A 26,008-nucleotide genomic window follows, 5' to 3' on the forward strand; every position below is an offset into this window, starting at 1 on the left:
AAGTTATACGTAGGATATGCGTTAAGATCTTGTTATGATGGATAAAAAGTTGGTTTGTCTGGAGCTCTGTCTAGTCATAAATAAACATTTATACTTGCGCGCATGGCTAAAAATATGCTTATATTAAAAGATTAGAAGTCCGTCATTCATACCAAAGAATTAAGGAGCAGTGATGAAAAATTTACCTATTGCAATGAAATTGGCATTGGGATTCGGGGTCGTGATTCTGCTGTTATCTATTTCAGGGGGAATGGCGTATTATGCTTTGTCTTCCAATCTGGAGTCCTTCACTCAGTACCGCGGGTTGGCCCGGGATACCAATCTTATGGCGCAAGCACAGTCTAATCTGCTTATGGTGCGCATGAATGTTAAGGATTTTTTAATCACTGATAGTGAAAAAGACCTTAACGAATATAAACAATACATGGAGCTGACTGACGGCATCATGGGTGAGGTTAAAGAAGAGATCAAAAATCCGGAGCGAGTTAAATTTGTGGAGGAAGCTGGTCGCCTGCTTGTCGGCTATAACTCAAAGTTTAATGAAGTTGAGCGCTTGCAGAGAGAGAGCAATGTCGACGTGAATATATTAAACACTGTCGGCCCCGGGATTGAGAAAAAACTGACCGAGGTAATGCGTTCTGCCCATCAGGACGAGGATATCAGTGCGGCTTATTATACAGGATTAGCATTGAGGAATCTGCTTCTGGCCCGGTTGTATGCAATGAAATTTCTAAAGAGTAATGAGCTCTCAGATGTTGAACGGGTTAATGTTGAATTTAAAAAATTTGAGCAGCAGCTGGTAACTCTTGATCGTGAGGTGCAGAACCCCGAACGCCGTCAGCTTTTGGCTGACATTAAGGGAGCCAAAGATAAATATTTAATCGCATTTGGTGAGACTGTTGAGCATATAGAAGCCCGTAATGCCATTGTTAAAGGGGATCTCGATAAATGGGGCCCTGTTATCGCTAAAAATCTTGAAGATGCTAAGCTCTCTGTAAAAAAAGATCAGGATACTTTAGGGCCTAAAGTGCAGGCTCAAAGCGAGCAGGCAAAGACTAATGTGGGGCTGCTGTCATTCGCTGCTGTAGTGTTTGGCGTTATCGCTATGATCGTTATTTCAAGGGCTATTACCCGTCCTCTGGGGATTGCTACCGCTTTTGCGGGAGATGTTGCTGCTGGAAGGTTTAAAACAAGCATTGATATCAATCAGCAGGATGAAGTGGGTAAGATTTGCAATGCTTTGAACAGTATCCGTGATTCTGTTTCATCTGCCGCAGATGAGGTTGAAGATATCGTTTCCCGTGTTGAGAACGGAGAAATGAACGCAAACGGAAATGCTGATGCTTTTGAAGGCGGGTTTGCTGATTTGGTTGGCGGTGTAAATACACTTGCTGGGGTTTATAGCGGATTCTTGGATCAGTTGCCGGTGGGAGTAATGAGTCTCTCCTCCGATTTCAAGCCCATATACTTGAATAAGGAAGCAAGAACTATTGCCGGAATAGATTCGTACGGAGATAAGAAATGTTATGAACTTTTTAAAACCGATGAGTGTCAAACAGCTGACTGCGCCTCGGATATATGTATGAAGAAAAAGGCTGCTGCCTCTTCCGAGACCTTAGCTCACCCGGTTAGCGGAGAATATGCCATCACTTACTCTTCTACTCCGTTGATAACCCGTTCTGGTGAAGTTGTCGGTGCCACAGAAGTCATAATTGATCAGACTGAGATTAAAAAGGCTCAAGAGACCATGCTTAATGTTGCAGGTCAGGCCAATGAAATTGCTGATCGTGTTGCATCAGCATCCGAGGAGCTGGCGGCCCAGATTGAGGAAGTCAGCAATGGTGCGGAGATTCAGCAGCAGCGTGTAGGAGAAACTGCAACTGCCATGGAACAGATGAACTCCAGTGTACTTGAGATTGCACGCAATGCTTCCGAAGCAAGAGAGCAGTCTGACAGCGCCAAAGAGAAAGCCCAGGAAGGTGCGGAACTGGTTAATAGCGTTGTTGCTGCTATTAATAAGGTCCACACTGTTGCTAATGTTTTGCAGGATGATATGGAAAAGCTCGGCAGGGAGGCGCAGGCTATCGGTGGTGTAATGACCGTGATTACTGATATCGCTGATCAGACTAACCTGTTGGCTTTGAATGCTGCAATTGAAGCAGCACGTGCAGGTGAAGCCGGGCGCGGGTTTGCCGTTGTTGCTGATGAAGTCCGCAAACTGGCTGAAAAAACGATGGATGCCACTACCGAGGTGGGCTCGAATATCAGGGCCATTCAAACAGCAACGGACACTAACTTGATTAATGTTAACAGCGCAGTGGAAAATGTTGCTGAAGCGACTGAGCTTGCTGGTAATTCCGGCTCCGCCCTTAGTCAGATTGTTAGCATGTCCACGGAATCTTCTGATCTGGTGGGAGGAATTGCAGCCGCGGCCGAGGAGCAATCGGCAACAAGCGAACAGATCAACCGAGCTGTTGATGAAGTTAACCGTATTGTGAGCGATTCGGCAGAGGGTATGATTCAATCCGCCACTGCTGTTCAGGAACTTGCGGAGATGTCTCTTGAGTTAAAGAAGGTTCTCGATAATTTGAGAAAATAGTCTCCCAAAATGTTTTGATATCATAGGGGCAGATCCTTTACAGGATCGGCCCCTAAATTAATACCCGCACCAAGCAGAGAACATCGTTCTTATAGCTTCCGTCCTTTTTGTATTCCCGGTATCCGGCTGAGTGTGCGCAGCCTACAGCATAAAGAGATCCGTCTTCTTCAACGAGTTTAACGGTGGATTCTCCGTCACTTAGCTGTGTGAAGTCAGGGTCTAAGGTTGTGGTTTCTCCCGGTTTTCGTTCCGGGTTGGTTGTGGAAATCAGCTTTCCGCCCGGTTCAACGAACATGCCTTCCGCTCCCTCAATTATTCTGCCCTGAGCATCTTTGGGGAGCACATCTCCCAGCATAGCCTTAAATTCAGGCTCTGAATCAAAGACAATACCAATGCCTCCCAATACTCGTGACTGGTCTTCATGCGCGGTGATGGATGCATTGTATATGTATGTGTATCGGTCCTGACCTTCCGAAGCATAGAGGTCGGTCTTGATGAAGTCGGAAACGCAGTACAGCTGAGAGTCGGTTATTCTTGTGGCTTCGACCACGTAGCCGGCGTTTAACACTCTCCCTTCCTTGTCGCATTCTCCGGGGTTGGAGCAGGCTAATATCTTACCTGTCCGGTCATAGACAAACAAGTTGGTATAGACCGTGTACAGGCTGTTGATATAGCCCAGAATTCTCCGCATTCGGTCTCGGTCTTCATCCTCGATTGTCGGCTTTGCAAGAATTGTCTTGAAGTCTGATGTCAGTGCCCACCAGCGGCAGTCGTTGGCTCGCTCGTATAGGTTGCGGTCCATAATATCGATGGCCAGCTGAGCAAGGAACTGTGTATCATGAAGCTTTGAGGCTGTTACAAGCTGGAGGAGTTCGTCGGTGGAATGCTGGAATACACTCTGTACCTGATCACCGATTTTTTTGATCTCATTAAGAATATGCGGAAGGGCTCGGCCTTCCATCTGTTCTACCGGATTCGGCTCAATGCATTTCTTGGCAGCCATGATTTCACCGTTCTGGACAACGAGTTCAAGGTCCGAAAGGACATTCTCGGAAGCTTCTTCCACATGGGTGAGTCTTCCTGAAAAATGTGCTTTGTCTCTGATGGCTGCTGCATCAAATGAGTTGTCATTGTTCCCGCTGAATGCCGTGTCCATTCTTTTCAGAACATGGCCGTACCACGGCAATCCGAAAAACCCCTGATAACCTTTGGTTTTGACTGTTTTTGATAAGTACGGGGTGTTATTGATGCTGACGATCTGAAAATCCTCGTCGAGATTCATGTTGATTCTTCTGCCAACAGGAACTGAATCTGGGTTGCTGGAAGCAATTGCACAGCCCCGGTCATCTAATACAATAAGGACTGTATCTTTTGAAAACTCGCTCAAGTTTTTGAAGACTCCATCCATTTCACCATCGAAATCAAAGATCAAACACAGGACTCCAAGGTCTGTCCCTGTGTCGGGTGATTTGATGGCCTGAGAGTATATCAGGACTTCACCTGAATCAGGGGCTAAGTCGCTGTTTCTGTATGTTTCCACATAATCTTTTGCTGCAAGGGTTTCAGATATAAGTGGATCTCTTGAAGCTGTGATCTTGTTGCTCTGGTCGAGGTGTGCGCAGACACGGCCTTCAGTGTCGAGGATGACAATTTCATTATATACTGTGTACTTGTCCCTGTATTCGCGAAGCCTGTCTTCGATAATGGATACGTCATGGCGATCTCTTTCCGGGTTGGACAGGAAGCGGACAAGGTCATCGTCAGTGGCGAGGAAGCCTACGTCTGCGGTCCTTTCGAATAAATTTCGTTTAAGAATGTCGATGACGACCTGTGCAACAGCTGATATTTCCTGAACAACTTTGTTTGTGTTCTCCTTGATCAGGATATCGATAAGATTCTGCCTAAGACCGGAGAAATTCTCCTGAGTTGTGATTATAAAATCGATGAGTGTCTGGGCAATTCGGCTGCAGTTTATTTTTCCGGTCATAGTCGCCATTGTCCACTGTCTGTCCAGTCTGGTCAGCCTCGACATGCAGTTGGAGGTGGTGGGCATTACCTGTAAGAGCTGTTTTGAGTGTTTTTCGATCAGGGTAGGGTTCATTTAAATCTCGCTTGTAAGTCTTTTTTTTGAGTCTAAAATCCCAAAATTGTATAAATGTGTTATTCATATTTGTATTTTATGTTTAATATTTGCAATTAGTGTGCAAAGGTGTTTTGTGGCGTCTGATGATAGTTCTTATATGTGTTTAGTGGTTGATTGAGTAGTCAAAAATTGGAGGGTTATTATGTCTGTATGTTTGGATGGAGGCTACAAATACCGCATAATGCAATGCATGTAGTTGCAAATTTGTATTAACCTACAAATGTTCTTGGGTGGTATTAACAAAAATGTTATATGCGCAAAAAGTGTTGTAAATGTATCTTTAAAAGACAATTAACAGTCCGTTTCACCAACTCCCTGCTTGTCTTGAATCTCCATGCGGGTTATGTCCCTGCCTATGAACAAGGATAACCTCTTCACTTCTGGAATCAGTCTTTCCCCGCAGGATTTGATCCTCTACGAGCATACCCTCAAGGACCTCATTCAGGAATTCCTGCCTTTCGAATCCTACAGCCTTTATTTTCCCAAGCCCGCTAAGGGGCAGTTTCGGGCCAAGCTAGAGGCTCGTTACAATGCTGAAGAAGCGCAGCTGATGCTGCCTTTGCGGTTACGCGGCCGGGACCTCTGCTATTTTATTGCACGAGGTGTGGAGCTGGAAGCGCCCGAAGCTTTGCCGCCTTATCTCGAAGCTTTGGCTGCCTGCTCGCTGGAAAAGATTCTTCTTTATAAAGGTTCCATTACCGATCAGCTGACCGGGATGGCGACACGCGATTACTTCATGTCCAAATTGAACAAGGAATTGGACCTGATCCAGAACTGCATGATGCCCACCACCGGTGGTTGCAAGGACCCCGGTATTCCTACCTTCAGTGGTTCCGTGGGTGTTGTTGTTCTCGATCTGGATCATTTCCAGCGTATCAATGATAGGTACGGCTATGGTTTGGGCGATTCCATAATCGCTGATCTTTCGGCGAGCATTAAGGAAATGGTGGCCGAGTCTGTCATCTGTGCCCGTATCTTTGATGATAAGTTTGCGTTCCTGATTCCGGATGGCCGGCCTAAAGCCTGTGCGAAGCTGGCTGAAGAGTTGCGCGCTCTGGTTGAAAAATTTCAAGTTGAGGACCCGGTAACCACGGATGTGCTCAAGATAAGCGTCAGCGCCGGTTATGCCAATTATCCCCAGTCTCTTTCCGGTCCCCATTTCAAGCGGTCCGCAGACGAGCAGGCCCGTATCCTCATGCGCAAGGCCGCAAAAGCTGTTGCAACAGCTAAGGACTTCGGGCGAAATTGCGTTTTTGCCTATTCCGAGATTTTGCAGAAGGGTGCCAAGGTTCTGGAAGTCCTGCCGTTGCAGCGTCTGGCTTTGTCCATCGGTCAAAGTGTTGATGCTCGCGAGGGTGCACGTTTTCTGGTCTGGTCTCCGGATTATCAATCCGGCACACAGGCCCATCTCACTGAGGATGAGCGTATTTCAGGAACCTATCCGACTATGTACAAGGCCGAGGTGGTCATTATCGAAGTGCAGGAAGAAATCGCTTTCGCGGAAATCCTGCATTTAAGTGATCCGGCATGGCCTGTTACTGAGGGCGACCGACTGACCCTGCTTAATGAAAAGGACAGTTTTTTTGATGCTCAGGCCGGTCCTGAAGCTAATGTCTCTCCGCAGAGGGATATGATCACAGGACTTTACAGTTACAAAGAATTCATCGGGCGTTACAGCCGTATGCGCCAGAATCTGGATAAATTTTCAGTAGCTGTACTGCGTCTCGCTGCTAACCCGGCAGAGCAGGGTGGTAATTTTCAAAAATTAACCGATGCCCAAGTTCAGAAAGTCGCTTCAAGGGCGGAGACCTTTTTTGATAAGTCCTGCATGGGAGGACGCTACAGCCTGAACAGCCTGATTTATTTCTTCCCCGATGGTGAATCAGATGCCGTTATGGAAAATGTACTGCGTCTGGTGCGTGAGTGTTCAGATGACTTTGAAATCGAACTTGCAGCCGGTGTAGCTTCATTTCCCTTCCTTAACTATAGGCGCAGTGAAATCCTTGAAAACTGTCGTAAGGGTCTGGATCATTCTCTCATGCTCGAAAAACCAATGGTGGCTCAGTTTGATTCAGTTTCTTTGAATATTTCTGCTGACCGCTACTATGTGGATGGTGATATTTACGGCGCTATTGAGGAGTTCCGTCTCGCTCTGCTTGCTGATTCCGACAACATACTTGCCCGCAACTCGCTGGGTATTTGTTATGCGCAGGTCGGCAAGCCGGAACAGGCTCGCAAACAGTTTGAGGAAGTTCTGAGCATTACTCCCAAGAACATCATGGCTCTCTATAACCTCGGCTGGACCTGCCAGATGCTTGGCAGCATGGATAAGGCTCGTGAGGCCTATGAAAAATGTCTTGAGCTGGAGCCGGAAAACGTATTTTCTCTTGTCCGCCTCGGAGTGCTTTCCGAGCAGGACAAAGGCTTGGACGAAGCTGAGCAGTATTATCTCAAGGCAGCAAAGCTCAAAGGCGGGGATGCTTTGAGTATGCGTCATCTGGCCCGTATCTCTTATTCGAGAGGAGATATGGACAAGGCTCGTGAATATCTGCATCAGGCCTTGAACGCCAATCATAACGATGCGGCAGCCATGAATATGCTGGCCCGCATTTATCTTGAAAGCGGTGAGGATCCGCAGGTTGCTGAAGTTCTGGCCCGTCAGAGTGCTGCGCTCAAACCTGCAAAAGAGCAGTTCTGGATGACTCTTGCCAAGGCCTTGGAGGTGCAGGAAAAATTTGAAGAGGCCGAACAGGTCAGGTCCAGATTTTAGGCAGTTAATAGTTAATGACCAGATTCATTGTTGCCTTGTATCTAATTCTCAGCGGGGCTATTGTGTTCCGTATGATCATACCGTTTGATGCGGAGCGTGAGTTTTCACCTTCGCAGCGGCACGAGGTTCAGCAGCGCATTAAGGTGGCAGATCGTGAGCGGGTTCCCGTGCCTCCGCTTTTCGGGCAGGTTGCCGATGAGTTTTCTCTTCATCCGGAAATTCTGAATGCAATTGCGGACCATGAGAGCGGCTACAACCCGTGGGCCTTGAACATTGAGGGACGAAGCGTGTATCCTGATTCCCGTGAAGAAGCGCTTGCCATTATCGAAAAGTATAAGGGCAAGAGTTATGATGTGGGATTAATGCAGGTTAACTCGTATTGGATCAGGAAATTTGATCTCAGTCCTGCCGAGGCTCTGGAGCCGGAAGAAAATTTACGATTGGGTGCATGGATTTTAAGGTATTGCCTTGACCGTTATGGCTATAACTGGCGGGCTATCGGGGCCTATCACACCGGTTCTCCCAAAAATCTGCCCGGCCGGGCTCGTGCGTATGCGGTGAAGGTGATGAAGAAATACAATGCCCTGATGGAAAAATCTGCAGCTGCCGGGAAATAAGATTATGCCTAATACTGAATACGTAATTTTCGAGGTTGATTCCTGCAAATTTGCATTGCCTTCGGTTGTTGTGGACCGTGTAGAGCGAGCGGTGCAGCTTACTCCGGTTCCTGACGCACCTGTTCCTGTTTTGGGAGTGGTAAACTATAGCGGCGATGTTGTTCCGGTTCTTGGTCTGTGGGGCAGGATTGGTGGAGAAGAGCGGGACGTAATTCTTAGCGACAGGCTTATTTTCAGCTCTGCCAATGGACGGCGTATGGCTTTGGTTGCGGATAGAATCAGTGACGTGATTGAAATTGATGACAAAGCTACACATGATGCTGATGAAATCTGGCCGGGAATCTCTCTGCTGAAATCTCTCGCCGGTATGGGAACCGATGTGGTGCTGGTTCAGGATATGAGCAAGCTCCTTGATCCTGAACAGGAAATGGATTTACTGGCAGCTATTGCAGCAATGAATGAAGCTGAGGACTCCGCAGCAGATGATTAATTTTCTGACTGATGACAGGGTTAGCGAATTGGCGGACATGGTCCGTAACAGGTTCGGCCTGAATTTTTCCTCGGAAAGGTGGAAGGATTTGCGCAGTGCTGTCGTTCGTTTTCAGCGAGAGGATTCGTCATTCAAAACCCCTGCCGAGTGTCTGGAATATATCCTTTCCCCGACAGTTGGAACTGATGATCTTGAGCAGTTTATTAATAGACTGACCATTGGTGAAACATTTTTCTTTCGCGATACCAATGCATTAAGAGTTCTGGAATATGAAATCCTGCGCAAAATTAGCGGCAGGGGGAGTGGGCTCAACGGTGCAGCCAGAATCTGGTCAACAGCCTGTTCAACTGGTGAAGAGCCCTATACCCTTGCTATGATCTGCCGCAGGTCTGGAGTCAGTGCTGAAATTTTCGGCACGGATATAGACAGCAAGGCTTTAATTAAAGCCCGTGAAGGGTGTTACCGCAAGTGGTCGTTTCGCTCAGAGGACACGGGATTCAGGGATATTTTTTTTCGAAAGGTCGGTTCCAATTCATTTCTTCTTGATTCGTCCATTAAAAGAATGGTCAATCTTTCTCGCTTGAATCTTATGGATGCATCGGTACCTGTGGCATTACAGGATATGGATGTTATTCTCTGCCGTAACGTTCTTATGTATTTTTCGTCTGCGGGAGTAAATTCTGTACTTGATAAACTCTGGGATTGTCTAACTCCGGGTGGCTGGCTTGTTGCTACTCCCAGTGAATCGGGGTTGCTCAGCAGTCATGGGCGTTTTGAGCCTGTGAATGTAGGTGGAGTTCTTCTGTATCGGAAAAATGAAAATTATGTACCGGAATGCCGAATGGACTTTGACGGGTTCAAATTTCGGGATGATTTTAAAACGTCATTCTCCTCAGCAGCAGAACAGTTTGATTTTAATGCCCAATTGGAGTCTACTCCGGCTGATTTTGTTGATTTAAAGTTTCCTGAACCGGAAATCCCCGTTCCTGAGGTTGAGTCTGTGCCTGAACCTCCTGTTATACCGAGAGCGGGGAATGACGGAGCGGCTTTGCTTAAGCAGGCTGGAGAAGTTCGGATGCACGGCGATACCCTTAAAGCTGTATCACTTTATAAAGAAGTGGTTGAGCATGAGAATCCGAGAGAAATCAAGGCTGCTGCATTTCTGGGAATTGCCGGGATCAAGGCTGATTCCGGTTTAACTGATGAAGCAGCTCTGTGGTGTGCGAAAGCTCTTGAGCTGGATCGGGTTTCTCCTTGTGCCCACTTTTTACTCGGGCAGATTTGTTTTCAGCAGGGAGATTTGAGTACGGCTTTAGCTCATATGCGTAATGCTGTTTTTCTGGATAGTGAATTTATTATGGCTCATTTCCTTCTCGGCAATATATATTTAGAGCAGAATGACAGTAATGGGGCATTGCGGCATTTTCGTATTTCTATGCAGGAGTTGGATAAAATGGATCAGGATGATCCTGTTCCCTGTTCAGATAATGTAACAGCCGGACGGTTGATGGAAATGGTTCGTTTGGTTCAGCAGCAGTTGGTTCAGTAGTATTTGACCAAAGGTGGAAGAATGGAAACTAATACCTTGGATTATTTCAAACGTGAAAGCGACAGGGAGCTTCTTCGCAAGAGAGCGGAAAAGCTGGCCCTGAAAATTTCTGCAGAAACAAATGAAGAGGAGCAAAAGTCCGGCGCACGGGAATATGTTTTTTTTCGCATGGGTTCCAATGCTTATGGTTTAGAGACTTCAGTGGTCAAAGAAGTTATGATTCCTGAAGATATTGTTTCCGTTCCTTGCACCCCGGATTTTCATCTTGGGGTTATGAGTGTGCGCGGTCATTTATGGGCGGTAGTTGATTTATGTGTTTTCCTTGGAACCGGTGATAAGCTTGATTCCGAAAAGCCCGGTGTTGTTCTGCTGGCTGATGAGGATATGGAATTCTGCATAGCAGTAGATGAGGTTCTCGGGGTGATGCCTGTTGCTGATGCAGATATAAAATCTCTTCCTGACGGTGAAAACCTGCTGACCGGTTTCAGTATAGGACTCACTGAGGATCGCAGGACCATTCTTAATGGATACGCACTGCTGCGGGAAGAATCGTTCATCATCAATGAGTTTGTTGGCGGTAGTCGACACGGCCTGTCTTAACGGGAACACGGGGAGTTGATGTGGGTATGATTGACGGTGATCTAAAGCAAAGACTTTTAGCGGCGTTCAGAGGGGAAAGCACTGATCGCATGCGGGTCCTTTCCAATGATTTTATGAGATTGGAAAAAGGGTGCGGTAAAGAAGATCTTTCAGCCGTGATCGAATCTTCTTATCGTGAACTGCATAGTCTGAAAGGTGCGGCAAGAGCTGTCGGACTTGGAATGGTGGAGGAGTTTTGTCAGGCTTTTGAGTCCTTTTTTGCGGTGTTGAAGAAGGACGGTTTGGTCCCTTCCGATAGAATTTGTTCAATTATGCTGGGGTGGCTTGATTTGCTGGAGGACATGCTTCGTGAGGAGGATGATTCCCGGGATTTTAAGGTTTCTCCGCAGGTTCAAGTGGCTATTTCCCGCATGAAAGAATTGGCTGAATCACCGCAGCAGATTGAAGCCGAGGGCGGGGAGCAGGATTCGGATAAAGTTACCCTTTTAGAGAAAAAAGATTTTGAAGTGTTCGGAAAAGCAGACTGTACTGATGCTGAGAGCTCTACCGATGACACTAAGCCTGAGGAGAGCGTTGAACCGCTTGATCAGCAAAGACAGGACATCACCACTTCCTCTTCAATGGGTGATTCTGTCAGAGTAAGTTCCTCCTTTCTTACCGGCCTTCTTTTGCAGACAGAAGAGCTGATTTCTTCCCGCAATTCACAGCGTAGCAGAGTTCAGGACATCTCGGAAATGGATGCACTTCTGCGGGAATTCAAGCTGTTTTTTAATGATTCGCAGGACAAGCGAATTGATTCTTTTTCTGAAGAAGATGCGAAGCTCAATGCGCTTATGGATAAAAAACTGGACGAGTTTTCCAGAAGATTTAATGCGCTGGAACTCTCGGCGCGGCGTGCAGAGCGTGATCTTACTTTAAAGATTGATTCGCTTCTTGGTGATTTTAAAGATTCTATGCTGCTTCCCTTTTCTTCCTTGTTGGATGTTTTTCCCCGTATGGTCCGTACTTTGAGCATGGAGCAGGGCAAGGAGTGCAGGATGGAGAGTAGCGGCGAAAATGTGCGTATTGATCGCAGAATTCTTGAAATGCTGCACGATCCTCTTATGCATATGATGCGCAACTCCATTGACCACGGTATTGAGAATAGTGAAGACAGGAAAGCTGCCGATAAGGACCCTGTGGGCAGGATATTTTTTTCCATTACTCAGACTGATCGAGATGTGGTGAAGATCGTTTACGGTGATGATGGCCGGGGAATTGATCTGGAGCGCTTGAAAGCGGTAGCGGTAAGTCAGGGGCTTATTTCGGCTGACGATGTTAAGAAAATTGATCGCCGTGCAGCGCTGGATCTTGTTTTTGTTTCCGGTATGTCCACCAGTGAGATCATAACTGATATTTCCGGGCGCGGATTGGGCATGGCCATTGTCCGCGATAAGGTGGAATCCCTTGGCGGCAGCGTAGTTCTAGCCAGCCCTGCGGGGAAAGGGTTCAGGGTTATTTTGAACATCCCCGTGGCCCTGACATCATTCAGGGGTATTGTCGTCGGGGCCGGCGGTAAGAATTTTGTGTTCCCCAAATCTGGGGTGCGCAAGGTCATGCTGGTTCGGCAGGATGACATAGTTAACACCGGTGGCAAGGAGACTGTTTTTGTCTTGGGAAGGCCGCATCCTTTGGTTGGTCTTTCAGATATTCTTGAGCTGGGAAGTCAGAATAACCAAAGTAAGTCTTTCCCTGTCCTGATTGTAGGGAAAGCCAGCAAAGCTGTTGCCATAAGTGTTGATGAATTATCCGGTGAACAGGATGTAATGGCCAAGAGTATGGGACCGTTGCTTAAAAGGGTCCGCAATGTTTCAGGTTTTTCCATGCTTGGTTCCGGGGAACTTGTACCCATTCTTCATACTCCTGATATGGCTCGTACTGCTTTGGGAATGCATGCAGCGGGCAAGGTTCGGTCTGTTGTTCACAGGCAGGGAGTTAAGGAACGAAAAACTGTGCTTGTGGCTGAGGATTCCATCACCTCACGCATGCTTCTGAAGAATGTTCTTGAAGCTGCAGGTTACAACGTAATTACCGCTGTTAACGGTCTTGATGCCTTGCAGAAGATAGAAGCATCATTACCGGATGTTTTGGTTTCAGATGTTGAGATGCCTCAGATGGACGGCTTCACCCTGACAGCAAAAGTCCGAAAAATGGACAATAGTGCAAGTTTGCCCATCATTCTTGTCACCTCCCTTGGCTCGGCAGAGGACCGGGAGCGGGGGGTTGATGCCGGGGCTGATGCTTACATTATTAAATCAAATTTTGATCAGGGTAATTTGTTGGAGGTAATCGGGCGCTTAGTGGGGTGATATTTAATTTAACTGTAGATAAGTGACGCTCTTATTTGTAGTATTGATGGGCTGATTTTGCGTGCCTGATCGTTAGGGTGTAAATGATAGCTCCAAGTGTAGAAGTTTTAGAAAGTAGTCAATCGGAGTGGTGAAGTGATTAAGGTTTTGATCGTGGACGACTCGGCATCTGTGCGGACTTTGTTTGCTGAGATGTTTAAGCGTGAGCAGGATTTTGAAGTGGTCGGCTGTGCTGAGGACGGCTACTCTGCGTTGCGCATGGTCCGTGATCTAAAACCGGATGTAGTCACCATGGATGTGAACCTACCTGATTGCGATGGATTTCGGGTTACCAGAATGATTATGGAAGATAATCCGGTTCCCATTGTAATTGTCAGTGCCATATACCGGGCCTCGGATGCTGAAATAGGTTTTCGCCTTATTGATACCGGTGCTCTTGCTTTTCATAACAAGCCTGCATTGAAAGATGATAATTTTGAAGAACAGATGCAGGAAATCATTATTTCGGCACGTTTGATGTCAGAAGTCAAAGTTGTCCGCCGTAAGACACGGTTCAGCCGTAAAGATACCGATAGTTCAGTTATACAGCTGGAACCTCCGTCTCTGCCTGAATCATCTCCCGGTATAGCTAAAGTTGTTTGTATCGGGGCTTCCACCGGTGGTCCGCAGGCTATAAAACAGATTCTTATGTCATTGCCGCAGGGGTTTCCAGCTCCTATACTTATCGTCCAGCATATGTCCGAGGGATTTACTGAGGGAATGGTTAACTGGCTTAAAAACAATACCGGTCATGATATCAGGGTTGCCGTCCACAACGAAGAATTTAAGCCCGGAGTAATTTATTTCGCACCGGAAGGGGTGCATATGGAAGTTTCTTCCAATAGACGTATAGTGCTTACTGATGCGCCGAACGTTAACGGAATCAAACCTTCTGCATCAATCCTTTTTAATTCTGTTGCCCGGAATTTAGGTCGGGCTGCTGTCGGGGTGTTATTGACCGGAATGGGTAAGGATGGAGCTGACGGCCTGCTTGAGATAAGGCGCAATGGCGGCTACACTATTGCTCAAGATAAAGAGAGTTCAATTGTTTTTGGTATGCCCGGGGAAGCGGTTAAGATAGGTGGTGCTGTATCTGTTTTACCGCTTGATAATATTGGGGGAGAGCTCTGTAGGATTTTTTTGGGATTGCTGGAGGATAAATAGTGGGAAGCAATCATATTCTGGTCGTGGAGGACAGCCTGACTCAGGCTGTTAAGCTGGAATATATTTTATTTGAGAAAGGGTTCAAGGTTTCACTTGTATCCAATGGTGAGAATGCCCTTCAGCTTTTGGAGGACAAGGATGTCGATCTGGTCATCAGTGATGTCGTCATGCCCGGTATGGATGGCTATGAACTGTGTGAAAAGATCAGGAAGAATTCCCGCTATAAGGATGTTCCGGTCATATTACTGACCAGTCTTTCCGAACCCGGAGATATTATCAAGGGGTTGAAGAGCGGGGCGACCAACTTCGTAACCAAACCTTATGATGAAGGTTTTTTGATCTCACGCATTGAGTCGGTTCTTAAAAATAAATATTTTGATTCTGAAAGTTCCACTGTTCAGGAAGTGGATTTTGAATTTCAGGGAGACAAACATGTTCTGAAGGCTGACTTCAGTCAGGTCTTCCATTTGCTGCTTGCAACATACGAAAATACTCTTCTGCAATCCAGACAGCTCGATGTTGCCAACCGTAAGCTGCTTGCCCGTGAAGAACAGCTTAGTTCTGTTCTGGCTTCCATGTCTGCTAAAATTGCCGTGCTTGATACGGATATGATGGTTATAGCCGCCAATGATTCATGGCGGGAGATTTTTTTACCCGGTACAAGCGAAGACGTTCTGGATGGAATTGATTTCAGAGATGCTGTTTTTTCTTCCGGTTGTCTGCGTGGTTCTTTGCATGAACTGGTGGATGGTGTCCGTTCTGTTGTAGAAGGAAATAGCCGGAAGTTTTCCTACGAATATTCTTTTGAGCAGGGTGGGGAGCCTAAATGGTATCTACTGGAAGTAACCCCGATGCAGGGTGAGTCCGGTGGTGCTGTCGCTTCTTTTATTGAGATCACTGAGCGAAAGGAAATGGAGCGGGAGCTTATTACGGCCCGTGATGCCGCAGAAAAGGCCAACCGTTTCAAATCCCGCTTTCTGGCATCAATGAGCCATGAAATTCGCACGCCTCTTAATGCCATAATCGGTTTGACTGATCTGACCTTACGATCCGAACTTTCTACAAAACAGGCTGAAGATCTTGAGTTGGTTAAAATTTCCGCTGATCAGCTGCTGACTCTGATTAATGATATTCTCGATCTTTCCAAGGTTGAGGCCCGTATGCTTACGCTGGAAGAGTCTGATTTCAGCTTAAGTGAGGCGATGCGTGATGTTGTCAGAAGCATGGAACAGCAGGCCCGGGATAAGGGGCTAGCCTTGAATATTGAGGTCGACGACGATGTCCCGGAAGCTGTCTGTGGTGATCAGGTCAGGTTAAAGCAGATTTTGTACAACCTTATCGGCAACTCCATTAAATTCACCGAAAATGGCGGTGTTTTTGTGCAGGTCAGCAAGCTTGAGGATCGCAAGGACTCCGATGAAGCCGTCATTCTGGTTTCTGTCCGTGACACCGGAATCGGAATTCCTGACGAAAAGCAGAATATTGTTTTTGAGAGTTTCCGTCAGGCGGATGATTCAACTACCCGCAAATTCGGTGGCACCGGATTGGGACTTGCCATTTCCCGGGAACTGGTCGAGATGATGGGCGGCCGGATCGGGGTCAAAAGTTCTGAAGGTTTCGGCAGTGTTTTTTCTTTCCATGTCGTCTTGAAGTATGGTGATTCCGGTAAACTTGTGTCAGGGCAGGACGCTGACAGTTTTCAAGATCTTTCTGCGGTCTCTGCTGAATATTCTATTCTTCTGGTTGAGGATAATCCCATCAACGTTCTTGTGGCTACAAGTCTGTTGGAGAAAATGGGACATTCTGTCGAAGTGGCTTCAAATGGACTGGAAGCGGTCAGCATGCTCTCTGGAATTGATGTTGACCTTGTCCTGATGGATCTGGAAATGCCGGAGATGGACGGTTTTAGTGCATCGATGAGTATCCGCAGAGGCAGAGCCGGTGATGCCGCCCGTAACGTCCCAATTATTGCCATGACTGCCCATGCCATGACCGGGGTTAAGGACAAGTGTGCCAAGGCCGGGATGAATGATTATATTGCAAAGCCAGTACAGTATGTGGACTTGCGGGATGTCATTCTCCGGACCATGAAGGAAAATGCCGGGGTCCCATCAGTCGTTTCCGAGCCCGTTACGATAGAAGCAAAGGTTATTGATCCTGATAAGGCTAGTGCTATGTATCAGGGGGACAGCTCCTTGTATAATGAGTTGTGCTCAATGTTCATGAGTGACGTGTCCGGTGATATTGCGAAATTTAAGGAAGCACGCGAGAGCAACAAAATTTCTGTTGCCAAGAGAATCGTCCATACTTTGAAGAGTAGTTGCGCCGCTATTTGTGCTCCACGCGCAAGGGACGCGGCTGTGCAGCTTGAAAAAGCCCTGCTCAATGAAGATGCCCAGGCGGTTGAAGAATGTCTTGCCAAATTTGAGGCTGAGGCGACTAGAGTGTGTGTTGAACTGACCGATTAGTAGAATTTAGATTTAGTAATAAAAAAATGGCGGAGTGCTTAAAGCTCTCCGCCTTTTTTTTTATTGTTATGTGAAGTTGGACTTATTTCAGTGCGACTTCAAAAGCAGCATTTACTATCTTGGCCGCTTCTTCCTGAATAGCTACAAGGTGAGCCAGTCCTTTGAAGGATTCAGCGTAGATTTTATAAATTGATTCAGTGCCGGAAGGACGGGCGGCGAACCAGCCGTTTTCTGTTACAACTTTAAGTCCGCCTATGGCCTCCCCATTACCGGGGGCAGCGGTCAGGCGCTCTTCAATTGTTTCTCCGGCAAGAGTTTTGGCTTTAACCATATCCGGGGTCAGAATGCTGAATGCTTTTTTCTGTTCCTCGGTTGCCGGGGTGTCGATGCGTTTATACACCGGATGCCCGAATCTCTTCTCAAGGGAGGTGTAGTGCTCTCCGGGGTCCTGCTCGGTGATTGCGGTTATTTCAGCCGCAAGCAGGTTCATGATGATACCGTCTTTATCAGTGGTCCATACGGTTCCGTCTTTGCGGAGGAAGGATGCTCCGGCGCTTTCTTCACCACCGAAACCGCAGGTTCCGTCCAGCAGCGGGTCAACAAACCATTTGAAACCTACCGGGACTTCCATGAGCGGGCGGTTGATGGATTCTGCCACCCTGTTGATCATGGAGCTGGAAACGAGGGTTTTACCAACGGTAAGTTTCTCGCTCCATTGCGGTCTATGTTTGTAAAGATATTCAATGGCAACAGCCAGATAATGGTTCGGGTTCATCAGACCGCGACTTTTAGTGACGATGCCGTGCCTATCTGTGTCCGGGTCATTGGCGAATGAAATGTCATACTGGTATTTGAGCTCAATCAGACCTGCCATAGCGTAAGGAGAGGAGCAATCCATACGGATTTTGCCGTCCTTATCCACATGCATAAAGGAGTATGAGGGATCAAGCTTCTTGTTTACCACATTGATATTCAGGCCGTACCTTTCAGCAATAGGCTCCCAGAAATCAATAGCTGCTCCGCCGAGGGGATCTACACCGATGCTGAGCCCTGCGGATGCGATGGCCTGCATATCAACGATGTTTTCCAGATCATCAACATAAGGTGTAATGAAATCAAATTCCTTCGTAGTGTCAGCTTTGATGGCTTGGCTGAAGGGAACACGTTTTACATCCTTGAGCCCATTCTTCAGGATTTCATTGGCCCTGTTCTGGATGGTGCTGGTTGCTGCGGTCCCTGCAGGTCCGCCGCTGGGCGGGTTGTATTTGAAACCGCCATCACGCGGGGGGTTGTGGGATGGGGTAATTACTACACCGTCAGCAAATCCGTCTTTCCTGCCCTTGTTGTACGAGAGAATTGCATGGGAAATTGCAGGAGTGGGGGTGAATCCCTTGTCGTTGAGCAGCACGGTAACACCATTTGCCGCAAATACTTCAAGGGCTGAAATTTGAGCCGGTTCTGAAAGGGCATGCGGGTCCTTGCCCATGAAGAGCGGACCTGTGTAGCCTTTTGCTTTTCTGTATTCGCAGATGGCTTGAGCGATTGCGAAAATGTGGGCTTCGTTAAAGGAGCCGTCAAGGGCAGAACCTCTATGCCCGGAGGTTCCGAAGGCAACAAGATGAGAATCAAGGGAAGGATCAGGTTTTACTGTATAATACGCTGAAACTAGTCTCGGTATGTTTTCCAGAATGTTTGCAGGAGCCAGTTGTCCTGCCAGTTTGCTAAGAGCCATTTAATCCTCCGTATTTTGAATGCCGATAAAGAATATCAAAGAAATATAAAAAAACAACAGTTAACAGATGTTTTTAAGCTGATTGTAACCTGCTTAGAAGCAGGGAGCATTTCTCGATAATTAACAGGTAGCAGATGCCTTTGTCTATGATTCTCGGCAGATATGGGCGCTCTTTTGGTGATAATTGGGAGCAGAAGGAAGGAAATGGAAATAATTAGGAATTATTTTTATGAGATAAAAATAAAATCCCAATTGAGTGCTGTGCCGTAGAGCAGGCATATTCCAGTCAGCAGAGATATGATGGAAAAGAAGATTTCTTTTGTTTCTGTCTTATGGGGATTTTTGAGCAGATTGAAAAGCTGTACAGGCAGGATCAAGCCACGAATGCTGAAGATGGCGCCAATTATTAACAGTACGGGCCCGAGCATAGGCATTCTGGCAAATTCTCCTGCACCCGAAAATGCGTATATACCGAAGACGGCAAGTACTATTGCAATGAAAGCTGTCAGAAGCGGGGGGATCGGTGAATGCTTTTCCGCAAGTGACGCCAACTCTTCCCCGGCACCGAAGTAACGGTAAGCCTTCGGACCGACAATAATTATCACGATATGCAGTATGGCAATCAGAAAGCAGACTGTGCCGCCAAAGTTGAGCAGGATGGTAGGATCGTACATATAGTGTCCGGGTCAGTAGTTATGGGTAGCGTGGTTTTAAGTCTTGAGTTTTAATGAATTTGTCTACTCCGTGCTGCTTCATGAAAATGTTGTTGTCCTGCCATCTTTGAAGCAATGATTCAGGTAGTCCGGTTTTACCGCAATCTGGAAAGCTGCTGCATTGAAAACAGAATTCGCAGTTATTCTCCTTTACACATTCGGAAACGTTGCACTGGGGAAGGCAGGTTCGATTTTCAGAGCGACAGCCATCGCAGTGCGGTGAGCTTAATGATTCAAGCAGCTCTCGAAACTGGGGATAATTTTTCATTGCGGGATTGAAACTGCTGAGCCTTTCTGCATAGGTGTGAAAATTTTCGCCAAGAGTTTCCTTTATTCTTTGAGCATGAATGGAAACTGTTCCGGCAGTGCAGCCTACACAGCGTGAACAGTCCAGACCACACGGGGCGATGAGTTCTCGTTTACTATTTGAGATGTTTGTCATGTGGGAAGTCTCATGTAACTATGGGGTCAGGATTGAAAATAGTTTTCTATTTGAAAGCAATATAAAACAGAATCGTATAAATTACGAGAGCCTTACAGTCTGAAAAAAAGTTCAGAAGGAAATTATATTCGTCAAAAAAAGTCCCCCGATCCAATTTGGACCGGGGGACTTTATGTAACAGTATGAATTAGCTGTATGTGTATTAGCGGTGCTTCTCAAGTTCCTTGAGGAATTCATCAGATACGTCAAAGCCGGTTTCAATTGCTTTGTCTACGCATTCAATTGCTTTTTTGTAGTCTTCTTTTTCAGTGTAGCAGAGAGCGAGGTTGTTCCATGCGGGACCGAAGTTGTCTGCCAGCTTGAGAGCTTTTTCGCAGACTTCAATGCAGTCGTCCAGTTCGCCTTCGTTAAAGTATGCTGCACCAAGGGTGGAGAGAGCCTGTACGAAGTTGGGGTCGTACTTGATGGCGCGCTTCAGAGCCTTGATAGCTTTGTCGGTTTCGCCCTGTTCCATGTACACGTAGCCGATGTTGCCCCAGGGAACAGCGAAGAAAGGACGCTGCTGGGTAGCGGTGATGTTGTAGCGCAGGCAGCCTTCAAGGTCGCCACGCTGCATGGCGATACCGCCGAGCTGTACATAGGCTTCAGCCATTTTGGGGGATTCGTCGATAGCTACGAGGAACTCGCGCTCAGCTTCCATGAAGTCCCTTTTGGACAGGTAGGCAACACCAAGGTTGTAACGGGTGTTACTACAGGTCGGGCTAGCTTCTCTTTTCTTTTTAAGGTCTGCGATGTAATCATCGATATTATCAAATTTCTGCATGGGATAAACCTCTTATATTACAAAAGTTTTGTCGTTATTGGTCTGCTGCTGAAAATCGTGAAGGCTAAACGTGTTTGCCTTCTTTTTTCAACAGCTCTTCGTACCAGACGCAAAAGTCATAAATGGGGCGAACTTTTTCAAAGTTCATGACCAGCATTACCCCGAACTCGGCTGCGGCCTGCGCATATTCTGAGTTGCGGCTTACGTGGACATCTTTGATGAAATCTTCACAGAGCTGCTGTGAAGTTCTTCCGGTGACATCCTGACGCAGGTCAATGGGGTCGAAAGGTTTCGCAAAAGGGTCCCATTCGTCGTAACCGATCTTGTCGACAAACCTGCGCCTACGCGGCGAAAGTTTCTCGTACATGTATCGTTTTTGTTCTTCAATTTCTTCCGGAGTAAGGGTGCCCACTATTATCTCCTGTGTCCTATTTCTCGGGCATTGCGCCGAGTTCTACAGAGTAGTTACAGCTGGCACATGCAGACTTGTCTTTGTCGCAGGTTCCGCAAGCTTCAGAAGGTTCAGCAGCAGGAGCTGGTTCTTCTACCTTATCTCCGGTGTTGGCGCCGAGGTATTCCGGGGTGTAGTCGGTTACCAGTGCCATGGAGAGAGGAACCAGTACTTCCGGGAGCTCTTTCAGGGAAGAGTTGATGGAAGCTGCCAGTTCTTCGCTCAGCTGCATCAGTTTGGACTGCAATGTGTCCATGTTGATGGTGGGGTAGGCTTTACCCGCAGTGAAACCTGATTTCTGACAAGAGTGAGCCTGACCGCCGATATTCATGGGAACACCGTAGATGCGGCAGGTCAGCGGCCTGTAGTCATAGAGGGCGCAAAGGTTGTCTTCTTTCAGGCAGGGACATTTGACCCTAGCGAGAGAAACTTCCTTGAGAATTTCTGTTGTGGAGGCTCCGGACTGGCTGGCTTTGAAAGCCCTTCTTTTGATCTTGTGGATCAGTCGGTCCGCTTTATCCGCATCCTGCATGATCACGGAACGTTCCATGCCGCTATAAGTTTCGTTGAACTTGCGGTTGATGTAGATCGCTTCCACAAGAGTCAGATCGAAGAGAGCGTGACAACAGTCACTGCAGCCTTTGGCGCATTTGATGCCATCTTCGGTCTGTTCGGATATTTTATTGAAAGTCTTGTCAACTTCAGCGACAAGAGCTTCGTATTTTTGAAAAATTTCTTTGAACTCCAAAGCAAAACCTCCGTAAAAAAAATATGTTCAGAGCCTTGGCGGAATAAACCGCGTAAACTCGTATAAGCTAAGTATTATTGTTCAGCAGTCAATTGTTTGCGTGAAAATAATTACTGATTTTTGTAGAACCGATCCCGCATGACGGTTCAATCGGCACTTTCAGCATGCCGGGGGTGGCGCATAAAAAAGGAAGAGAAGAGGGGGAGGAGAAAAAGAAATCCGGCTCCGGCAGGCTGGTCCACTGAACGATATTAAATTCGCTGACCGTTAATTAAAGAGCAGGCGGGAATCTGGGCTAACCCTGATTCCCGCCTTTAAAACTTCGTTAATGAAGAATTTTCTACTGCTCTTCGATGGTGATAGCGTCCTGTTCGCAAACTTCGATACAGGATTCACAACCGAGGCATTCGTCTTCGTTAACAGCTACTGCTTTGCCGTCCTGAAGTTCGTAAACTTCGGTAGGACATACATCAACACATTCGCCGTCGCCGTTACATTTGTCGTTATCAATGGTAATTACGTAGCTCATAGAGTTACCCTCCAAAAAGATTGATTTTTTAGCCTCTGGTAGCCTGCGTACAAAAGCCTACAGGCTACGCAGTCTTTTACAACTAGGATTGAGCCGGATTAATTCCAGCTGTGACCCCCGACTCAGGGCTATTGAAATGTGGATAGCCACAAGCCTTCCGCATGTCAAGAAGGCAGGGGCTAAAAAGTACAAGAAACATCTTAATTATCAAGATTAAGATTTTCAAGCAGAGATTATGATTTTCAGTTCAGTTGGCCGACTTTCTTCATAGATGATGACTTTAGTTGGACATTGAATTAATAGGTGACTTTATTTCGAAATAATGGATTTATAATTTTAGGAGTTTTTATGCTGACCGATGAACAGCTGGATAAATATGTTGATGCTTTGTGGTGGGGCCTGACTACTGCCCGCACCAAACCTTATGAAAAGGGCGATCTGATCATGGTTCGCTATGAAGCTGAAGCCCTGCCGCTTGCGGAAGCAGTTTTTAAGCGTCTTATTGCCGAAGGCCTTAATCCTGTGCCGAGGATGACCCTTACTCCGGCAATGGAGAAAAGTTTTTACGGTGACGGGAATGACAATCAACTTGAGTATATTGCTCCCGGTGAAGAGGAATTTACCGAAGGTCTTAACGGACTGATCGTTCTTCTTGCTCCTTCCTCATTGACCCATTTAGCCGGAGTAGAGCCTTCTCGCATGGGTAAATGTGCGGTGGCCCGTAAATTCCTGCGCGATATTATGGAAAAGCGTGAGCAGAAAGGCGAACTGGGCTGGACTCTTTGCTCCTATCCAACAAGGGCTCTTGCCGAATCTGCCGGACTTACCATTAAGGAATTTACCGATCAGATCGTGAAAGCCTGCTATCTTGATGAAGAAGATCCCGCTGCCTGCTGGAAGGGCGTTTTTGATAAGGCTTCCGAAGTTAAAAACTGGTTGAACGGTCTGGGTATTGAATCCTACCGTGTTGTTACCGATGACATGGACTTGACCGTTAAGCATGGCGAGTTGCGCCAGTGGATCGGTGTTTCCGGTCACAATATCCCCAGCTTTGAGCTGTTTATTTCTCCTGACTGGCGTGGAACCTCCGGGGTTTACTACGCCGACCAGCCTTCTTACCGTTCCGGTAACTATGTTGAAGGTGTACGCCTTGTTTTCGAAGATGGTATAGCCACGGAAATAAGTGCCAAGGAAGGTGAGGAGTTTGTCAAAAAGCAACTGGCAATGGATGAAGGGGCTGCACGTCTTGGTGAGTTCTCTCTTACTGACCGTCGCTTTTCAAGAATTGACAAATTCATGGCTAACACCCTCTATGATGAAAACTACGGCGGAGAGTTCGGAAACTGCCACGTTGCTGTCGGTTCTTCTTACTCTGACACCTATGCCGGGGATCAGACGGAGCTTAATGAGCAGCTGAAAGAGGAGCTGGGCTACAACACTTCCGCTCTGCACTGGGACTTGGTAAATACTCAGGATAAAACCGTTTATGCTAAGTTGAAAGATGGCAGTGAAGTGGTCATTTATAAATCTGGAGAGTTCCAGATTTAGTTTGCATTATAAGAGCTGATTCTTTCATTAAGTTTCCCGGCTGAATTTATTCAGCCGGGATTTTTTTCTTTCTTTTGGCATTTGATTTGCTTCATCCGGTTATATACTGTCGGTTTCTCGGCAGTCGGCACTTGTTTTTGTATTAGAAATGCATATTTTTTTATATATGTTTAATTTTGCATAAATAAAGATTCAAATTGTTAGATGGTTAGCTTTAAGGCAAGCCTGCCGGGACTTAGTCGGGATTTATTGACTGGATTTTTGATCCGGGTTATTCCCATATTTAGGGAAAATTGGTGGAGGTATTCTCATGAAAAATATTTTTGGCATATTCGCTCTGCTGGCAATTTTGATTTTGCCGGGGCAGGCGTTTGCATCATATTATTACACCCTTGAAGGTACTGTCGGTGCCGTAAATGATGGCGGCGGCCTAGCTAGTGCTGCCGGTATATCCATCGGCGATACGGTTAAGTATGTCATTGAAATTGATACTGACCGGACTGGTTATAGAACCATTGGCAATGGCCAAACTAAGACTGTAAATAATTCGTATTATACTTCTTTGTATTCCGGTACACTCAATGGGTATGGCACTACTGATAATAGTTACTTAAAGGATAAGAACTATAGCTATTTCGCTTTTACTGGGAATGAGAAGTCTGACGTACATATGAATGGTTGGGGGTCTAGCTTTACAGATCTTACAGTAGGGTCTGTTGTGCAGCAGATATTCGAATCTGCCTATAATTCGGATAACAATTGGACGTACAGTCAGATTACAGCAATTAATTTAAAAGTAACCAACATTTCAAACACTGCTCCCACCCCTATTCCGGGTGCTGCATTCTTGATGCTCGGTGGGCTTGGTGTTGTTGGATTTGTGAAGCGTAGATTCTTCTAAATATAACAGACGTTATAAAGTTTAGCCGGAACCGTGATCCTTATGGGATTGCGGTTCCGGCTTTTTTATTTTTGGGCGAAAGTAATTCGCCTGACTTGTTTGAGGGTTAGTGTGACAATGCTCACTGCTGCGAGTATCAGTAGAGGCCATATGGAGGAGAATGCCAACAGAATACTGAAGCCCGTGCAGAGAATGATGCAGGGTATACGTACGGCAGGGGATTTGAAAATTTTCAAGGCTGCTCCTACAGCGATTAATGAATTGGCGAGGAAGAATACATTGGCAAATGAAACCAGCTCTTCCAGAGATACAACTCCGTTTTGGAGTAGAAACAAGGTTGCCATATGAATGCCGCACAGGAGAAATGTTGCTGACCACGGTGCATTGTTGGCGTTGGTCTTTGCAAGAATAGACGGTAGTTTGCCTTTGGCAGCGAGTGTTGCAATAAGCCGGGAAACCCCGCCTATAATCATCAAATAGGTGCATATACATAGTGCGCAGGTTATCAGCATGACCATGAAGTTTGCATAACCGCCCAGTAAAGGTTCTACGATTTGAGCAACGTTTAAAGATTTATGCGGGCTTTTTCCGATGGAATGCATGGCCCAGCCAGTCAGCAGATATACTACGCTGACGGTACTGACTCCGATAATGGTTGCCAGTGGAATTGTCCGCGTGGGGTAGCGCACTTCCATAGAGTAATTGCCGATGATTTCCCAGCCGATGATGGCCCAGAAAAGCAGCAGCAGAGCAGAGCCGAGCGAGGGAATATCCGGCGCATTTACCGGTATCGGGCTTACAGAGTTAAAACCGATGGTGATGAAACTTCCACTGATCAGAATTAAACCTATGGCAATGCTGGCGATGAGGGAGATGGTGCTGACAAAGGTGACTCTGCGTAACAAAATGAAAGAGCATATGAGCACCATGATTGTGGCAAAGCCTGAAATCTGAGTGGCGGAGAGGTTGAAAGTATGACCGATGGAATCTGCTGCGGTCATCATGACTGCCACAGGTCCAACGCAGACGGCACAGATTATATAGTTGGAAGCCAGCTGTCCGGCCTTCTCGCCGAATGCTTCGCGGATGGCGATAGGAACACCTTCCGAGCCGGGATAGGCAACAGCCAGCCTTGCGAAAAGTGAAGCAAAGACTGCACCCAGCGCCATAACTATCAGCCACGCAGCAACTGACCATTCACCTAGTCTCGCCTCTGCCATAGGCGGCAGCAGAATTACCCCGGACCCCAGAACTGCTCCAGCCAGTAAACCTCCCAGTTGAATGGGGCCCATTTGCTTGTTTCTCATTTCACACCTTCCTGAATTTAGTGCGCA

The 26,008-nt window shown here is 46.8% G+C and carries 20 protein-coding genes; 11 read left to right on the top strand and 9 right to left on the bottom strand.

What is annotated here, in order from left to right; all coding sequences use genetic code 11:
* Positions 1-172: 172 nt before the first annotated feature.
* Positions 173-2,599, top strand: coding sequence for a methyl-accepting chemotaxis protein (locus tag DESAL_RS06455; protein ID WP_015851163.1), 2,427 nt, complete (start codon positions 173-175; stop codon positions 2,597-2,599).
* 52 nt (positions 2,600-2,651) lie between these two features.
* On the opposite strand, the gene DESAL_RS06460 is transcribed toward DESAL_RS06455, so the two are convergent.
* A complete protein-coding gene (locus tag DESAL_RS06460) occupies positions 2,652-4,700 on the bottom strand; it encodes a cache domain-containing protein (RefSeq protein ID WP_015851164.1) in 2,049 nt (682 codons plus the stop codon).
* Positions 4,701-5,076: 376 nt separating this feature from the next.
* On the opposite strand from DESAL_RS06460, the gene DESAL_RS06465 reads away from it, so the two are divergent.
* The 8 genes from DESAL_RS06465 to DESAL_RS06500 all read left to right on the top strand — a co-directional run bounded on the left by DESAL_RS06465 (position 5,077) and on the right by DESAL_RS06500 (position 16,787).
* The gene (locus DESAL_RS06465) at positions 5,077-7,512 is read left to right on the top strand and encodes a GGDEF domain-containing protein (RefSeq protein WP_015851165.1); all 2,436 of its coding nucleotides are present in this window, start codon (positions 5,077-5,079) and stop codon (positions 7,510-7,512) included.
* A 14-nt stretch (positions 7,513-7,526) separates the two neighbouring features.
* A complete protein-coding gene (locus DESAL_RS06470) occupies positions 7,527-8,129 on the top strand; it encodes a lytic transglycosylase domain-containing protein (protein WP_015851166.1) in 603 nt (200 codons plus the stop codon).
* Between the two features lie 4 nt (positions 8,130-8,133).
* Positions 8,134-8,619, top strand: coding sequence for a chemotaxis protein CheW (locus DESAL_RS06475; RefSeq protein WP_015851167.1), 486 nt, complete (start codon positions 8,134-8,136; stop codon positions 8,617-8,619).
* Positions 8,588-10,168: a CheR family methyltransferase gene (locus tag DESAL_RS06480; protein ID WP_245543793.1), complete on the top strand. Its 1,581-nt coding sequence runs from the start codon at positions 8,588-8,590 to the stop codon at positions 10,166-10,168. The genes DESAL_RS06475 and DESAL_RS06480 overlap by 32 nt, the downstream gene beginning before the upstream one ends.
* A 21-nt stretch (positions 10,169-10,189) precedes the next feature.
* Positions 10,190-10,768: a chemotaxis protein CheW gene (locus DESAL_RS06485; RefSeq protein ID WP_015851169.1), complete on the top strand. Its 579-nt coding sequence runs from the start codon at positions 10,190-10,192 to the stop codon at positions 10,766-10,768.
* A 26-nt stretch (positions 10,769-10,794) separates the two neighbouring features.
* Complete coding sequence (locus DESAL_RS06490) at positions 10,795-13,116, top strand: hybrid sensor histidine kinase/response regulator (RefSeq protein ID WP_245543794.1); 2,322 nt, start codon at positions 10,795-10,797, stop codon at positions 13,114-13,116.
* Between the two features lie 135 nt (positions 13,117-13,251).
* The gene (gene cheB, locus DESAL_RS06495; protein WP_015851171.1) at positions 13,252-14,319 is read left to right on the top strand and encodes a chemotaxis-specific protein-glutamate methyltransferase CheB; all 1,068 of its coding nucleotides are present in this window, start codon (positions 13,252-13,254) and stop codon (positions 14,317-14,319) included.
* Positions 14,319-16,787, top strand: coding sequence for a response regulator (locus DESAL_RS06500; protein ID WP_015851172.1), 2,469 nt, complete (start codon positions 14,319-14,321; stop codon positions 16,785-16,787). The genes cheB and DESAL_RS06500 overlap by 1 nt, the downstream gene beginning before the upstream one ends.
* Before the next feature lie 82 nt (positions 16,788-16,869).
* On the opposite strand, the gene pgm is transcribed toward DESAL_RS06500, so the two are convergent.
* The 7 genes from pgm to DESAL_RS06535 all read right to left on the bottom strand — a co-directional run bounded on the left by pgm (position 16,870) and on the right by DESAL_RS06535 (position 22,225).
* The gene (pgm, locus tag DESAL_RS06505; RefSeq protein WP_015851173.1) at positions 16,870-18,519 is read right to left on the bottom strand and encodes a phosphoglucomutase (alpha-D-glucose-1,6-bisphosphate-dependent); all 1,650 of its coding nucleotides are present in this window, start codon (positions 18,517-18,519) and stop codon (positions 16,870-16,872) included.
* A 227-nt stretch (positions 18,520-18,746) separates the two neighbouring features.
* The gene (locus DESAL_RS06510; RefSeq protein WP_015851174.1) at positions 18,747-19,193 is read right to left on the bottom strand and encodes a hypothetical protein; all 447 of its coding nucleotides are present in this window, start codon (positions 19,191-19,193) and stop codon (positions 18,747-18,749) included.
* A 19-nt stretch (positions 19,194-19,212) separates the two neighbouring features.
* Complete coding sequence (locus tag DESAL_RS06515; protein ID WP_015851175.1) at positions 19,213-19,674, bottom strand: DUF3795 domain-containing protein; 462 nt, start codon at positions 19,672-19,674, stop codon at positions 19,213-19,215.
* 202 nt (positions 19,675-19,876) lie between these two features.
* Positions 19,877-20,497 (bottom strand): tetratricopeptide repeat protein, encoded by a 621-nt coding sequence (locus DESAL_RS06520; RefSeq protein ID WP_015851176.1) that lies wholly within the window; start codon positions 20,495-20,497, stop codon positions 19,877-19,879.
* Between the two features lie 64 nt (positions 20,498-20,561).
* Positions 20,562-20,864, bottom strand: coding sequence for a hypothetical protein (locus tag DESAL_RS06525; RefSeq protein ID WP_425357287.1), 303 nt, complete (start codon positions 20,862-20,864; stop codon positions 20,562-20,564).
* 61 nt (positions 20,865-20,925) lie between these two features.
* A complete protein-coding gene (locus DESAL_RS06530; protein WP_015851178.1) occupies positions 20,926-21,696 on the bottom strand; it encodes a YkgJ family cysteine cluster protein in 771 nt (256 codons plus the stop codon).
* Between the two features lie 340 nt (positions 21,697-22,036).
* Positions 22,037-22,225, bottom strand: coding sequence for a ferredoxin (locus DESAL_RS06535; RefSeq protein WP_015851179.1), 189 nt, complete (start codon positions 22,223-22,225; stop codon positions 22,037-22,039).
* Between the two features lie 348 nt (positions 22,226-22,573).
* Between DESAL_RS06535 and DESAL_RS06540 the strand changes: the two genes are divergently transcribed.
* Both DESAL_RS06540 and DESAL_RS06545 read left to right on the top strand, forming a co-directional pair.
* Positions 22,574-23,773 (top strand): aminopeptidase, encoded by a 1,200-nt coding sequence (locus DESAL_RS06540; protein ID WP_015851180.1) that lies wholly within the window; start codon positions 22,574-22,576, stop codon positions 23,771-23,773.
* Between the two features lie 310 nt (positions 23,774-24,083).
* Positions 24,084-24,674 carry a VPLPA-CTERM sorting domain-containing protein gene (locus DESAL_RS06545; protein WP_015851181.1) on the top strand — a complete coding sequence of 197 codons (591 nt, stop codon included), beginning with the start codon at positions 24,084-24,086 and terminating at the stop codon, positions 24,672-24,674.
* A 65-nt stretch (positions 24,675-24,739) separates the two neighbouring features.
* On the opposite strand, the gene DESAL_RS06550 is transcribed toward DESAL_RS06545, so the two are convergent.
* A complete protein-coding gene (locus tag DESAL_RS06550; RefSeq protein WP_015851182.1) occupies positions 24,740-25,981 on the bottom strand; it encodes an APC family permease in 1,242 nt (413 codons plus the stop codon).
* Between the last annotated feature and the right edge of the window lie 27 nt (positions 25,982-26,008).

It is taken from the genome of Maridesulfovibrio salexigens DSM 2638 (genome assembly GCF_000023445.1).
In the GTDB taxonomy this organism is placed as follows: Bacteria; Desulfobacterota; Desulfovibrionia; order Desulfovibrionales; family Desulfovibrionaceae; genus Maridesulfovibrio; species Maridesulfovibrio salexigens.